The sequence below is a fragment of the Acetilactobacillus jinshanensis genome (assembly GCF_004359375.1).
GTDB lineage: Bacteria > Bacillota > Bacilli > Lactobacillales > Lactobacillaceae > Acetilactobacillus > Acetilactobacillus jinshanensis.
In genome coordinates, this window is sequence record NZ_CP034726.1 from 813,537 (window position 1) to 826,535 (window position 12,999).

Annotated in this window: 18 protein-coding genes and 2 tRNA genes; 14 read left to right on the forward strand and 6 right to left on the reverse strand. The window is 38.4% G+C overall.

Features of this window, described 5'->3' with window-relative positions; translation table 11 throughout:
- Positions 1-222: 222 nt before the first annotated feature.
- Positions 223-1,899 (forward strand): C39 family peptidase, encoded by a 1,677-nt coding sequence (locus ELX58_RS03750; protein WP_133441825.1) that lies wholly within the window; start codon positions 223-225, stop codon positions 1,897-1,899.
- A gap of 223 nt (positions 1,900-2,122) precedes the next feature.
- On the opposite strand, the gene ELX58_RS03755 is transcribed toward ELX58_RS03750, so the two are convergent.
- From ELX58_RS03755 to ELX58_RS03775, 5 genes are all read right to left on the reverse strand, one after another.
- A complete protein-coding gene (locus tag ELX58_RS03755) occupies positions 2,123-2,629 on the reverse strand; it encodes a hypothetical protein (protein ID WP_133441826.1) in 507 nt (168 codons plus the stop codon).
- A 23-nt stretch (positions 2,630-2,652) separates the two neighbouring features.
- Positions 2,653-2,940: a tetratricopeptide repeat protein gene (locus ELX58_RS03760; RefSeq protein ID WP_133441827.1), complete on the reverse strand. Its 288-nt coding sequence runs from the start codon at positions 2,938-2,940 to the stop codon at positions 2,653-2,655.
- 5 nt (positions 2,941-2,945) lie between these two features.
- On the reverse strand, positions 2,946-3,089 hold the full coding sequence (locus ELX58_RS03765; RefSeq protein WP_236747651.1) for a tetratricopeptide repeat protein: 144 nt from the start codon (positions 3,087-3,089) through the stop codon (positions 2,946-2,948).
- Positions 3,090-3,501: 412 nt separating this feature from the next.
- On the reverse strand, positions 3,502-3,798 hold the full coding sequence (locus ELX58_RS03770) for a hypothetical protein (RefSeq protein ID WP_133441829.1): 297 nt from the start codon (positions 3,796-3,798) through the stop codon (positions 3,502-3,504).
- A gap of 93 nt (positions 3,799-3,891) precedes the next feature.
- Positions 3,892-4,134 carry a replication/maintenance protein RepL gene (locus ELX58_RS03775; protein ID WP_133441830.1) on the reverse strand — a complete coding sequence of 81 codons (243 nt, stop codon included), beginning with the start codon at positions 4,132-4,134 and terminating at the stop codon, positions 3,892-3,894.
- A 114-nt stretch (positions 4,135-4,248) separates the two neighbouring features.
- On the opposite strand from ELX58_RS03775, the gene ELX58_RS07870 reads away from it, so the two are divergent.
- The 12 genes from ELX58_RS07870 to ELX58_RS03825 all read left to right on the forward strand — a co-directional run bounded on the left by ELX58_RS07870 (position 4,249) and on the right by ELX58_RS03825 (position 12,068).
- The gene (locus ELX58_RS07870) at positions 4,249-4,413 is read left to right on the forward strand and encodes a hypothetical protein (RefSeq protein WP_162614629.1); all 165 of its coding nucleotides are present in this window, start codon (positions 4,249-4,251) and stop codon (positions 4,411-4,413) included.
- Between the two features lie 487 nt (positions 4,414-4,900).
- Positions 4,901-5,029, forward strand: a complete 129-nt coding sequence (locus tag ELX58_RS08075; RefSeq protein WP_257791751.1) for a hypothetical protein — start codon at positions 4,901-4,903, stop codon at positions 5,027-5,029.
- A gap of 107 nt (positions 5,030-5,136) precedes the next feature.
- Positions 5,137-5,589 carry an HIT family protein gene (locus ELX58_RS03780; RefSeq protein WP_133441831.1) on the forward strand — a complete coding sequence of 151 codons (453 nt, stop codon included), beginning with the start codon at positions 5,137-5,139 and terminating at the stop codon, positions 5,587-5,589.
- Positions 5,586-6,137 (forward strand): RNA 2'-phosphotransferase, encoded by a 552-nt coding sequence (locus tag ELX58_RS03785; protein ID WP_174919241.1) that lies wholly within the window; start codon positions 5,586-5,588, stop codon positions 6,135-6,137. The genes ELX58_RS03780 and ELX58_RS03785 overlap by 4 nt, the downstream gene beginning before the upstream one ends.
- Before the next feature lie 295 nt (positions 6,138-6,432).
- Complete coding sequence (locus tag ELX58_RS03790) at positions 6,433-7,680, forward strand: MFS transporter (protein ID WP_162614630.1); 1,248 nt, start codon at positions 6,433-6,435, stop codon at positions 7,678-7,680.
- Positions 7,681-7,794: 114 nt separating this feature from the next.
- Positions 7,795-8,481 carry a glycerophosphodiester phosphodiesterase gene (locus ELX58_RS03795; RefSeq protein ID WP_418620804.1) on the forward strand — a complete coding sequence of 229 codons (687 nt, stop codon included), beginning with the start codon at positions 7,795-7,797 and terminating at the stop codon, positions 8,479-8,481.
- Positions 8,482-8,589: 108 nt separating this feature from the next.
- Positions 8,590-9,579 (forward strand): LCP family protein, encoded by a 990-nt coding sequence (locus ELX58_RS03800; protein WP_133441835.1) that lies wholly within the window; start codon positions 8,590-8,592, stop codon positions 9,577-9,579.
- A gap of 10 nt (positions 9,580-9,589) precedes the next feature.
- On the forward strand, positions 9,590-10,048 hold the full coding sequence (locus tag ELX58_RS03805) for a hypothetical protein (RefSeq protein WP_133441836.1): 459 nt from the start codon (positions 9,590-9,592) through the stop codon (positions 10,046-10,048).
- 92 nt (positions 10,049-10,140) lie between these two features.
- Positions 10,141-10,213, forward strand: a tRNA-Lys gene (locus ELX58_RS03810).
- A gap of 97 nt (positions 10,214-10,310) precedes the next feature.
- Positions 10,311-11,183 carry a DMT family transporter gene (locus ELX58_RS03815; RefSeq protein WP_133441837.1) on the forward strand — a complete coding sequence of 291 codons (873 nt, stop codon included), beginning with the start codon at positions 10,311-10,313 and terminating at the stop codon, positions 11,181-11,183.
- Between the two features lie 73 nt (positions 11,184-11,256).
- Positions 11,257-11,940 carry a hypothetical protein gene (locus tag ELX58_RS03820; protein ID WP_133441838.1) on the forward strand — a complete coding sequence of 228 codons (684 nt, stop codon included), beginning with the start codon at positions 11,257-11,259 and terminating at the stop codon, positions 11,938-11,940.
- A gap of 55 nt (positions 11,941-11,995) precedes the next feature.
- Positions 11,996-12,068: transfer RNA gene (locus ELX58_RS03825), tRNA-Lys, on the forward strand.
- A gap of 52 nt (positions 12,069-12,120) precedes the next feature.
- Here the strand turns inward: ELX58_RS03825 and ELX58_RS03830 are convergent.
- Positions 12,121-12,435: a hypothetical protein gene (locus ELX58_RS03830; protein WP_133441839.1), complete on the reverse strand. Its 315-nt coding sequence runs from the start codon at positions 12,433-12,435 to the stop codon at positions 12,121-12,123.
- Positions 12,436-12,634: 199 nt separating this feature from the next.
- On the opposite strand from ELX58_RS03830, the gene ELX58_RS03835 reads away from it, so the two are divergent.
- Positions 12,635-12,934: a helix-turn-helix domain-containing protein gene (locus tag ELX58_RS03835; RefSeq protein ID WP_133441840.1), complete on the forward strand. Its 300-nt coding sequence runs from the start codon at positions 12,635-12,637 to the stop codon at positions 12,932-12,934.
- The last annotated feature ends 65 nt before the right edge of the window (positions 12,935-12,999 follow it).

Consider the following 12,999-nt stretch of genomic DNA (forward strand, 5'->3'; position numbering starts at 1 on the left):
TACCAATAATAAATTTATTTTGTCAATTTTAATTAGATCAAAAAATCAGATTTCTTCACACGAATATATGAATTATTTTTATTTAAAATTTATTATAAATTATTAGTAATATCTAATTAGTAATTTATAATAAATAAATTCTGCAAATTCCCAAAAAGATTGTGAATAATGTTTGCTCTTTTGGTATAATAATCATGAAAATTATAAAAAGAAGGAATTTTGTTGGTTAACAAAAATCAATCTCGGATTCGTAATACTAAGAAAGTATTACATAAATCTGGTAAAAATTGGATAACCGTTTCAGTCGTTGTCCTTTGTTTACTTGGTTTAGGCTCTGCTGCAGGAATGACAGCTAACGCTGATTCAACTGCAAATCAGGCTCCCGTTGTTAGTCAGATGAATAACAATCAGGCTAACAACTCACAGAGCCAAGTAACTTGGAAGCATGCTTCCGGTAAAATGTTTGTCGCCAATAAATATCCTGTATATACGGATGACTGGCAAAAAACTGGCAATACATCGAAAGCATTTCATAAAACATTCAATGTTACCGGCCAAATGCAAAATGGTAAAAACACTTACTATCGTTTAAAGAACGGTACTTATACTAACGTCAATGCTTTAGTTAACACTAATAAGACTGCTTACTTAAGCGTTCCATACGTCAGTCAGTGGCGTCCAATTAGTGCTCCTGAAGGTTGTGCTGAAGCTTCATTAGAAATGTTACTTCGAACGGATCATCATGGTGTAAGCTTACGTTATCTCTATAATCACTTACCGCAAGCTTATAATACAAAAGGTGGTCAAGCTGGTAATGCATATGGTACTTCTGGATTCAGACATGTTATTAAGCCTTATGCGTTAGCTCGTTATGGTCGTCGTTTCGATAAGAACATCAAGAACATCTCTGGTGCTTCAGTAAACGACATCAAGATGTACGTTCAGAGTGGTCATCCAGTCTTATATTATGGTTACTCTTCTTACCAATTACCGGGTGATCCAAACCGTAACCACTGTAAAGTAATTACAGCTTATAACGCCAAGAAGAACGCATTCTTAGTTTACGATCCACTTTACTTCAGTGAATATGGTGCACCTGGTACTCAGGGTCGTAACATGCGTTTTGACCGTGGTGCTCGTTTCTGGTACTCATTACCAATGTTTGCCCAAGAATACGCTCACTTTAACGGTTCTAACAAGAAGTGTGCTTTAGTATTAATGGGCAAGCCACATTATGCTCATGTTACTGCTAATAAGCCAACAGCACGTCATGGCCATCATGCTGGTAATAAAGTATTTAAGAGTAAGTACCCATCATTAAAGAACTACAATTCAATGGAAAAAGCCTTAGCTAACAAGAAATTTAACTATTCCGTAAAAGTTGGTAATGCTACTGCTACGGGTCGTGCAACCATGAAAGCCGATAAAGCAATTGATGCCGGTGATCCATTCAACAAGACCAACTACGAAAAAGAATATCTTTATGCCCTTAACCATCCATACTTAATTATCGGTGCCCAAGATCAATTAGGTGGTGTTCCAACCGGTGTTAAAGATGGATTAAACGATTATGGTCAGTTCGCTGGTGTTAACTCAACTAAGAGTTATGCTAAGAAGCATCATGAATCCCACAAGTGGTTAAATAGCAACTTAGTTGAAAACAACAAGCATGGTTATTACTACTGGTTCTTCATGGGCTTCAACGATGTTAATGGTGGTGATGCTTCTAACGAAGCTAAAGCCATGGCTCATCAAGTTGGTCTAGCTGCATATAAAGCTGGTTTACACACGTCAATGTCAGCTAAGAAACACGCTAAACCATCTCGTGCATTACTTAAATTCACTATGCATCATTTAAGTAACACGATTTTAAGTAAAGCATTTCAAGATCTTTATTAAATTAAAGTTTAATAATTAATTCTAACGTCTATGGCTATTATTCCGTGGGCGTTTTTGTTTACTTTATATATAATTTATTATTAATTTTTAGTTACTAGTTACTAATTATATATTACTTAATACTTATAATAGATTATTAATAATTAATTACATTAATCAGTAAATAAAAAGCCATTGCAAACTTACTCACAATGACTTCCAATCAATTTATTTAATTTTAAATTTAAATTGCGATGTAATAATGATTATCCGCAGCAATCTGATAAGCAAAGATCGACTTAACTAATGTCAATAACCAGTTAATCCCGTTTACCAACTCTTTAAAGCCGGTAGCGTTTAACTTCAAAGTGTGATCACTATATAACGTTTTAACGGCAGGCTGTCGAGCATTATATCCATGTGCTTCAGCGGCTAACTGAATCTTATTTGGTAACTTCTTAACCAATGCTTTAACTAAGCCCCAGTTAGAAGAAATATGGTTATAAACATAATGATCATCAGTAACTACGTAGTGATCTACACCACTTCTTACTATTCTGAGCTTTAGCCAGAAAAATGGATGATTATCAATCGTCGGTAAAGCAATTAATGAATTACTACTGATATGACAATTGATTGTAATCGTTTCGCCATCGTTATGTGGCATTACGATAAAGTAATTATTATGCTTTGGATTAGCTTTTTTAAGGTCGATCGTTAATTTATTTAAAAATTCATATGAATAGGGCATGATATAACCCTCCTTATTAAAGGTTACTTATTTTTATCAAGACCACGTTTGGCAATCTTTAAATTACTTAATGCGTAATGATTACCAGGGATAATCATCAAAGCCTTTTTTAAAACTTTAACGGCATCTGAATAATGATGCAGATTATTTTCAGCCATTCCCATGTTATTTAAGATCGCAACGTTAGCGGCACTGTTCGGCGGAGCCATATGTGTTGCCTGCTTAAAATCACTGATTGCCGAACGATAATTATTCAAGGCTAATTTAGCACAGCCCCGTTCAAAGAACGGTAAGAAAAAGTGATCGTTCATTTTAATTAATTTGGTAAAGGCGTTAACAGCGTCCTGGTTTTGTTAGCACGCATGTAAGCAGCACCTAAGAAAAAATAGGCCTTTTCGAAACCAGAATTCAGTTTAATGGCGGTCTTAAAATCAGCAATTGCATCCTGATACTTTTTCATGTTGTACTTCACACCGCCACGGTTACAATAGCCCACGGCATATTTAGGATCTAAGCTCAAAGTCTTATTATAATCAGCTAAGGCGCCTTTAAAATCACGTAAATGTTCCTTAGTTAAACCACGTTACTGTAGATTCGGTACTTTAAATCATGTGAATTACTCAACGGTAATTCAGGATAAGCTTTAATAGCAGCATTAAAGCAACTTAACGCAGCTCGATTTTTACCCTGACGTGCGTTTGCGATTCCCTGATGATTATAAGAATCGCTTTTTTAATGCAGCATCCATCTCAGATGCCTCCTTTATTTAGTAATCAAAAACATAAATATACGGTAAAATTGTAAATAATAACGAAACGACCGTCTGTAAACATACGTCAGATAAGTACACCCATGATTCATGGGCTTTCTGTTCAGGATGAGCTTTTGCAATAAATGCTGCCCCGAACAGCTAACGGCGGTCGATGTTCAATCTGATCACGAATTAATTGTGCATCGTCAAAAATCAAAATCGCGACTAAGATGTCGGTCATAATCAAATTACCAGAAAGGTAAAAAATAACAATCAAAATTAATGATAGAACGGTCGGCATCAAATTTTCATACATCGAATGACGATGACTTAGATATTGATGTAGAAAAGCTTCTAAGACTCGCTGGGTCCACGTCGTAAAATGACCGAACTGGTGATGCTGAGTTAAATCAATCATTACATCACGTAAAACCAGCAGATTAGTAAAACCCAGCAAGCCAAAAAGCCGATCACGATAAATCGGAATAGAATATTTAAAATATCCATGCAATCAACGGTTCAAGACCAAATCAGTATTTAAGAAGTACATCCCGCCATTATGAATTAACTTACCTGATTTAACCAAGCGGCTCATAAAGTCACTGACGACCTTTGAGTCCAAGTTTAACTGACTAGCAATCTGATCAGCGCTAGCTTTTAAGATTTCGTTCTGGTAAAAATGATCTAATAAGTATTTCATAACCTTATATTCGGGATTACTACGACCCAGTAAATCACCGAAGGTTCGTAACATTTAGAAATCGCTTAAGATCTCGAGTTGGTTCTTTAACAATCTATTACTTCCTTTATACTTTAGTTTATCATAATATAGTCATTAGCACTATGTATTCAACAGGGAGCGCTCATTATGAACATTAACATCGGTAACCCGTTTTTCTTGGATAACGAGATCGTATTGCACAACAGTCGGCTTGCAATTGATAGTGAAACCTTGAGTAAATTATTAAACATTCCGTACCCAACCTTACTCAAGACGATTAAAATTATCGTCAATCAGAACGCCCAAACGTAAGAATGATTTTATCCTGGTAGCGTCCAGTTATCATGTTCATCACAAAACTAATTTGGATAAGCCAAAGTATTTAATTACACCTCGTGGTATCGATTTTCTTCGAAGGGAAAATTAAAAGCACGCTTTAATCATATTAATGAGCAGCAAATTCGGCATCATTTAAAGAAACAATCATATGATCAACGAATTCAGAACAATTAGATGGTTAAAGTGATTTTAATAATATGTAATAAATTACTTATTATTAAATATTAATAATCTATTATTAGTTATCAATAATTTATAAGTGATTATTAATTACCACAGTTACTAACTTTAATTTAAAAGTTATTCAATTTTCGATAAAATAGACTAAGCAAAATTAATTCTCGCAATTTATGAGGAGTTATCAAAACATGAAAAGAACCGAATTGAAAAAGAGCGCTAGTTTTAAAAATGTTTCACGCTATTACAGAAATTAAATTTAACACCGTTCGAATTAGGTTTAATGATGAGCTTAATCACCAAGATGATGAAACACAGCCGTTACGACACCAAAGCTAAGGATTATTACTTAACCAAAGTCCGGGGTCACCAGCGAAAAAGATTCCTGGCCAAAACTTCAAAAGGCTTTTAATGATTTCAAGAAAAAAGGTTACATCAAAGTTGAAACCCAAAAGGGCCAGCAACCGAAATTATTCTTTACGTTCGTAAAAATCGTAAAATAATTGGGGAGCGAAAAAATTGGATGCCATTAAGAAAGCCACGATTTTAGCCAGTCAAGGTAAAGGTGATAATTTGGTAGCTCAATTAAGAGGCGGTAACGTCATCATGGGCCATACCCAGTTCTTGCCAGGCTACTGCATCTTACTACCGAAACACGTTACGCCAACACTAAACGACCTTGATCTTAAAGAACGTGTTGCTTACTTAAAAGATATGAGCATTGTGGGTGATGCCTTATTACATTGTACCCAGGCATACCGAATTAATTATGAGATCCTGGGTAACACCAGTAATTATCTGCATGCCCATATTTTTCCTAGATACAAAAAGGAACCGCTAATCAGAAAAAAGCTTCCGGTTTGGCTATACAGTAAAAAATATTGGCTAGAACCTAAGTATTGGTTTAACCCAAAACGTGATGATCAATTAAAAAATAAATTAACCAATTATCTAAAGAGGGTGTCACAGTGAATTACAAATTAACTAAAATCAGTAAACGTATTTCCTACATCTTACGACACCATCCTGAACAAATTGGGATCCATCTAGATACGTACGGTCGAGTTGACCTCAAATTATTTATCACGAAGTTCAACCATTATTATCGTCGAAGTCCAATCAGCGTGCCGTTAATCGTAAAGATTATGAAGAATAGTGATAAGAAACGACTTGCCATTGATAACGGTACAATCAGAGCTTTATATGGTCACAGTGTTCCAGGTATTAAACCGTTATCGTCACCGACAACGCCGCCCAAAATTCTGTTTCACGGTACCACCCATCATGCCGCTCGCTTGATCCAAACGGAAGGCATCAAAAAGATGGACCGTGATTTCGTCCACCTATCTTCAACCACTAGCATGGCTCATCAGGTCGGTGCTAGACGTGATCCGCATCCGGTCATCTTCAACGTTCACGCTCGTCAGGCTTCAAAGGACGGTTTAACTTTCTATCCAACTGCAAGTGGAATTTGGCTCGTTGATTACGTTCCGCCAAAATATTTAACGATTCGTAAATAATTTCAAGAAATTTAAAAATAAATTTATGTTCATTAACTCCTGAATCTATCGTGATTTCGAGAGTTTTTTATTATTTATTAAAACATATCTGTTTACTTTTCCATTTAGTAGGATACTATGGACTAATGAAAGCGGTTTCATTAATTTACAAAACTTGTTAAAAATCAATGCAATCTTAGCCCAATCCATATCGCTATGGATTCTGTTTCTTACTAATTAGAATAGACATTGGGTTCGTTTCACGAGCCGTCTCCAGACTAATTAGCTTAAAAATTATTCTGGGAGGATTATGAATATGATTAAAAATACACATAAAGAGCGAATGTTAATGTACGGCGCGATACTAGCGCCATCATTAATTGTCTCTTCTGGTAAAGCAATCACGCCAGCGTTGCCGTCAATGATGAAGTCGTTCCCGAACGTTCCGATTACCATGTTTGACATGATCAGTACCGTTCAGCAACTTTCAGCATTGATTACGCTGTTCCTATCCATTTGGATTGCTAGAAAGATCAGCATGAAGAAAACGATCGGGATCGGGATTTTCATAACCGCGGTCTGTGGTATCATGCCGGCATTCAGTCATAGCTTTATGTTTATCCTGTTATCACGATTCGCTTGGGGTATTGGTTTAGGCCTACTTAACTCGTTAGCAATCGATGCCATTAATATCTTCTTCAGGCACCGTGAAAATCTTCGTATCAGAATGTCAGGCTATCGAACCGCAATGGAACCGTTAGGCCAGTGTGTGCTAGATATCCTGATGGGTCTATTGGTAATGATTAACTGGCAGGTATCATTCCTAGCTTACGGCTTAATCTTTATCATCCTAATTTACTTCTGGAAATGCTTCCCAAGCACTAATAACGAAGCTATTAAGCGTAACCATAAAACGCCATCGATTAGCATTCTGTTACCAACCCGTTATATCGTTCGCATGGTCAACGTTGTCCTCGGTTTATTCGTTTTGATGATCTTTATCGTCATGGCTAACGCCAGCGTCTTCGTTGAAGTTCCCAACCTGATGCATTACTTACATCTAGGAACCCCAGGAACCGCCGGTGTCATCATTGGTTTAAACACCATCTTCGCATTCTTTGCGAACGCATCGTTTGGCCGAATCTTTTCATACCTTCATCGTTATACGATTGTAATGGGTATCATTATGATCACGTTAGGAACCTTCGTTGAATCCATTAGTGCTAACGTCTGGATGTTGACGTTAGGTGCCATCCTATCAGGCATGGCATTCCCAATGTTCGGGACTTATTCATACGCCCTAGTTGGTAAAGTCATCCCGGTTCGTTACGAAACCGCAGCCATTGCGTTCCTAATCACCGGGTCCAACATCGGTTCATTCTTAGTACCGATTGGGATCCATTACTTCGGGATCTTCCTGAACCCAACCACTTCGTTAGTTGGCATCATCCGTCATGCCTTCTTAGTAATGAGCATTATCAGCTTGATCCTCGTAATCACGATGACCGCTTATCAGGCCTACGTCAAGGTTGTTCATAACCGTGTACCAAGAATGGGTAATTAATCGTAATTTTTGGGTGGTCCTAATTTACACCCACCCACGAGTGTCTTACTATAAGGTTCGAAATGAGAACTATGTATCTACTAAAAGTAATGGTAAATTACTAGGAGGATCTTTATGAAGACACAGATTTTTGCCCATCGTGGCTATCCAGTTAAGTTTCCTGAAAATTCATTGCAGGGCTTTAAGTATGCGATCGATCACGGTGCTGATGGTTTAGAATTCGATGTCCACTTAACCAAAGATGACGTTCCAGTCATTATGCATGATGAAAAGATCGACCGAACTACTAAGGGCCACGGCAAGATTCATGACTTTACCTATGAACAATTGAAGAAGTATCCTTTAGCTAACGGTGAAACGATTCCGTTACTAAAGGACTTCCTGAACCTGGTCGGTCATCATAAGATTCATTTGAACCTTGAATTCAAGACTAACCAGATCCATTACAAGGGAATTGAAAAAATCGTCATGGACATGGTGAATGATCATAATCTGAGATATCCAGTAATTTACTCGTCATTCTATTTACAGAGTTTAAAGATCGCTCAGAAACTTGATCCTAGTCAGATTTATTGCTTCTTAACCGATAAACGATTCAAGGATCCAAAGGCATTCATTAAGAAAGAACATTTGAGCGCTTTACATCCTGGTTATTATGCCAAGGGTATTGAAGACATGGAACGAATTTACACGATTGATAATCCGCAAACTATGAAGAAACTCTTTAAGCGCCACGTTCGAGGAATCTTTACTAATGACTTTGTAACTGCCATGAAGATTCGAGACGAAATTCAAAAGTAATCAATCACTCTATATCATATCAACCTGGAAAGGACCTTTCGCTAAACGGAAGGTCCTTTTTGGTTCGGTCTCTGATATAATATAATGTAAATCAGAAAGGGTGATTGAATGTTAACCCGTGAAGAGTATCATTCCCATGACCGGCAGCCGTTTCAGCAGCCTAATCAGACTCCGCAACGACCACCACATTATTTCCATCGATCGCATCATTCTAAAATTTGGTATTTAGTTCTAATCATCATTATCGCCGTCTGTGCCTTTTATTTAGTTGAAGGAATCGACAGCGCCAAAACATTTAATCGTGAAAGCTATACCCCGCAAAATCAATCCACGACGGCTCAATCTCAGATTGACAACCATCAGCCGATCTCCGTCCTAATGATGGGAACCGATACCGGTGCTTTAGGCCGTCACGCTAGGGGCCGAACCGATACCATGATTATTAATTCGATTAATCCAGCCAAACAAACGATGTCCTTAACCAGTATTCCGCGTGATGCGCCGGCTCATTACAACAACATGCTGACTAAAATTAATTCCGTCTACACCCTAGGTGGTGCTAATCAGGCCGCTCACTATGTTCAGACCTGGCTAGGAATCCCGATCAATTACTACATGATCATTAACATGGGTGGCCTGGATAAAATTATCGATAAGGTCGGCGGGGTCACTGTCGATCCACCATTGACCTTTAAGTACGGTGCTGCCAATGTTAAAAAGCACCAAAAGGTCAACTTAAGCGGCATGCAAGCTTTGGACTACTGTCGAATGCGTCATCAGGATCCGTTAGGCGACTATGGCCGGCAAATTCGCCAGCGTCAGGTTCTTTTCCAGTTATTCGATAAATTATGCCAGATCCATAACTTGGCCTTACACCCGTCAATTGCCAATTCTCTGAGTGATAACATGAAGACTAATTTATCCGTCAAGGATCTCATGACGTTAGCCTTATTCTACCGAAAAGCTAACCGTCACCACGTTTCCAGTCATTTACAGGGCCATACGGAAATGCTCGAAGGCCAGGACTTCGAAGTTATCTCACCTCATGAAAAGGCCAAGGAAGCTCGCTTGATTAACAATAATTTAACTAATAACTAGAAGGTTAATTATGAAAATTTTTCAAATTATTTACCTCTATTCAGATAGTGTCGCTAAGAAACAAGCCTTAGTAGATGTCTTACTCCAGCATAATCTAGACTGCTTTGGAATTGGTCAGCACGTGATCGTGTTGGATGAACACCCGAATAAACCGCAGAAGGCGTTTACCGAAAAGGCGCTGGACAGACCGGACATTCAAAAAAAGATGACGGCAGCGGGAGCAAAGGTTATGACTTTCAATCAGAAATCCTTTGACAAGTTCAAGCCATACCTGTCTAAAGAATACGTTTTCTGGAAGCAGAGCAAGACTTCGATGTCTTATAAATCCAAAACTCAGCACGCCAGCTTCACCATCTTTCATAACGGCCGAATCAAGACGTCTAAGGATCTTTTAGACGTTGCGCTAATAAGTAATCTCGTTCGAATCTGTACGGGCGAGAAGCCAGAAAATCCGCAAATGTCAGTTTAATGACTGAATCGTTGAATTTACGGCGATTAAATCAAGAGATTTGACATCACGACTTAAATTCGGTATATTAACAACTGTTGTTCATCAGTCATGAGTGGGTAGCTCAATTTGTAGAGCCCCTGGTTCTTTACCAGGGAGATTGTGGTCCAATTCCATGCCCACTCATAAATATTCCGAGAAAAAGATCAGCTTAAAAAAGCTGGTCTTTTTTGTTACAATAATTTTCTGACAATCTTTTTAGTTCAGAAAGGAAATGCCGCTCTTGAAATCCAAAAACGTCTTGGGATCAACACTGTTAACAACGGCCGCGTGTATCTGGGGTGGGATGTTCGTGGTGGTCAAATCCATCGTCAACGAGATCCCACCGATCGAATTAGTATGGCTAAGATACGCAACGGCGGTACTCTGCTTGCTTATTTTTTCGTACTTCATGAAAAGTCACTGGAAATATAATGCTCATGACCTAAAGTTAATTATCGTCATTGGCATCCTGGGTAACACAATCTCACTGGTTACGCAAGAAACCGGGACCTGGTTATCCAATGCCCAGATTGGGGCGGTGATTACGACGTCGACCCCAATCTTCATGATCATTTTTGCCTGGCTGATCTTACACCAGAAACTGACCTGGGCAAAGCTCTGTTCGGTCATCATGGCCATGATGGGTGTGATTACGATCGTCGGGATTAACACCGGTGGCGCCCATTTGTTGTTAGGGATCCTGTCGTTATTAGTATCGTCGTGTGCCTGGGCACTTGCATCAATCTTACTTAAGAAGCTTCATGGTACTTATAACACCATGCAGATCACTTTGATCTCGAGTATCGTGGCGGTGGTAATGCTGTTGCCGTGGATTTTCACCCATATGGGGACGATGACCAGCATTCATTACACCAGTCTTAAGACGATTTTCTGTATTCTTTACTTAGGCTGCATTTCGACAGCTTCCGCGTTCATGATGTGGGATAAAGGCGTTGAATTATTAGGCGCTGACAATTCTGGAATGTTCTACCTAATTCAACCGGTCGTAGGTGCAATTCTAGGCTGGTTAGTCCTTGGCGAAAGCATTTCCGCAGGCTTCGTTATCGGGGCCGCTCTAATCATCGGCAGCGTCTACGTTTATCTGCGTGAATAACGCGCTATAGGTTGAATTATCAAGCATAATATCATATGATAAAAATAACGAGTCTATATGAGGGGATTTTTGAATGGATCTATCTAAATCCACTACCATTATTAAAGGTTTATTAATCAAGAAACGTGGTCGTCAAGCCGTTTTAGACACTCGTAATGTCTTTAATTTAATGGCTCGGCCAAATTTAAAACTGATTGGCACGGATAAAATTATGAAGACGTTACCGCAACCAGGTGACATCGTTAAGATTCGAACCCGTTACGGTCTTCGTAGTTTAGTTGTCGTTACTGATCATCCTAAGAGTTTAGCATTCCATTCCCGAATCAAGTCGGTATATGCCGGAACTCAGGAACACTTGATGGATCCAGTGATTATCAAGCAGTTCAAGTCATACATGGCTAAAGAACATTTACCAATGCCAAAGATGGACCATCAGATGATCGTCATCCGTGGTTACCATTACGGCATTCAGCACAAGAAGCCGTTCGTCAATACAACTAAGCCTTACAATTTCAAAGTCACCAACTTAACTAATCACTTTGAATGGATGAAGGCCGGTTGTAGTGCCAGTGTTCTTACCAAGCGTGATAAGTCATTACTAATTATTCATGACATCAAGACGATTGATGATCCTGCTGAACAAAAGAAAGCTATGCAGTATCAGCCAGTCATCAGTTTCCATAACTATGGCATCAAGAATAACTGGATTGCTAACATCTACAAGAAAGTTATCTTGGACAAAGACTCAGATAAATAATTCGTATTTCGTATAATCGTTATATATAATAAAAGGTGTCAACAAGATATCTTTTGAGTGGGTAGCTCAATTTGTAGAGCCCCTGGTTCTTTACCAGGGAGACTGTGGTCCAAATCCATGTCCACTCATAAATAAAAAAGCCAGCTTTAAAAGCTGGCTTTTTTAGTATTATTTAACTATTCATTCGAACTGTTTGAGATTATAAATGTAACCCAAGCCAAAACGACGGGTTCCAACTTTATCAAGATCGGCCGTGATTTTGCGGGCGGTATGATGAAGATCCTTTTCCGTCTTTTGCTTTAAATCACCGTCACCTTTGTATAACTTGGGGAAGAGACCAAGTTTATAAGGCTGATTATTCTTAACGGCAACCATAACGCCTTCGTCGCCATCCCATTTAACGGACTTGATATAAGCACCGGTTAAATCGATATGAGACCAATATGGAGACGTTAAGTAAACACTTGTCTGTGCCAGACGGTTTAATTTGATCATCCAATTTTCCTTTCCACATTCACTTCTGGGTAACATTTGTTCAACCTGTTCATTTTTTATGATATCACATTTAAGGTACTATGGAATAAAAAGTTTGATGTACCTAAACTTATTAAACCCGCCAGTTTTTCGCCAATTCCCTATAGAAATTGCGAATATCTTAACGTATAATGTGAGTGAAACAAAGAAGGTAATGCGGTTGGAAATTGAAGACTTACTTAAAAAGCAACAACTCAAAAAACTTAAACAGGATTCCGATAAAAATAGCAAAGCTAAATATGCGTCTGACCAGAAGGAAGCTACTGGTTTAGCTGCTCGTCGTAAGCAACTAAACATGTCCATCCCTCAAATCAGTCTACTGACTGGAATCGACCAAATCACCTTAAAGCGTTGGGAAACCAACGGTATGACTCCTGATGACAACGTAACTTTGATTCAGAAGTACGCTAAAGTTATGCATTTAGATTTTCAGAAATTAATCTCCAAAATTGTGGGTTAATAATCTAATTAATAAGAGGGGAAATTAATATGACGTTTATCATTGGTGCCATTATTGCCTTATTA

What these genes read in the sequence shown, in the direction of transcription:
- ELX58_RS03765 (WP_236747651.1), bottom strand. Translation starts at nt 3,089, where the DNA reads ATGAAAAAGTATCAGGATGCAATTGCTGATTTTAAGACCGCCATTAAA.
- ELX58_RS08075 (WP_257791751.1), top strand. Translation starts at nt 4,901, where the DNA reads ATGATGAGCTTAATCACCAAGATGATGAAACACAGCCGTTACGACACC.
- ELX58_RS03805 (WP_133441836.1), top strand. Translation starts at nt 9,590, where the DNA reads ATGAAAATTTTTCAAATTATTTACCTCTATTCAGATAGTGTCGCTAAG.
- ELX58_RS03820 (WP_133441838.1), top strand. Translation starts at nt 11,257, where the DNA reads ATGGATCTATCTAAATCCACTACCATTATTAAAGGTTTATTAATCAAG.
- ELX58_RS03830 (WP_133441839.1), bottom strand. Translation starts at nt 12,435, where the DNA reads ATGATCAAATTAAACCGTCTGGCACAGACAAGTGTTTACTTAACGTCT.
- ELX58_RS03760 (WP_133441827.1), bottom strand. Translation starts at nt 2,940, where the DNA reads ATGAACGATCACTTTTTCTTACCGTTCTTTGAACGGGGCTGTGCTAAA.
- ELX58_RS03755 (WP_133441826.1), bottom strand. Translation starts at nt 2,629, where the DNA reads ATGCCCTATTCATATGAATTTTTAAATAAATTAACGATCGACCTTAAA.
- ELX58_RS03770 (WP_133441829.1), bottom strand. Translation starts at nt 3,798, where the DNA reads ATGATTGATTTAACTCAGCATCACCAGTTCGGTCATTTTACGACGTGG.
- ELX58_RS07870 (WP_162614629.1), top strand. Translation starts at nt 4,249, where the DNA reads ATGAACATTAACATCGGTAACCCGTTTTTCTTGGATAACGAGATCGTA.
- ELX58_RS03800 (WP_133441835.1), top strand. Translation starts at nt 8,590, where the DNA reads ATGTTAACCCGTGAAGAGTATCATTCCCATGACCGGCAGCCGTTTCAG.
- ELX58_RS03775 (WP_133441830.1), bottom strand. Translation starts at nt 4,134, where the DNA reads ATGTTACGAACCTTCGGTGATTTACTGGGTCGTAGTAATCCCGAATAT.
- ELX58_RS03790 (WP_162614630.1), top strand. Translation starts at nt 6,433, where the DNA reads ATGATTAAAAATACACATAAAGAGCGAATGTTAATGTACGGCGCGATA.
- ELX58_RS03795 (WP_418620804.1), top strand. Translation starts at nt 7,795, where the DNA reads ATGAAGACACAGATTTTTGCCCATCGTGGCTATCCAGTTAAGTTTCCT.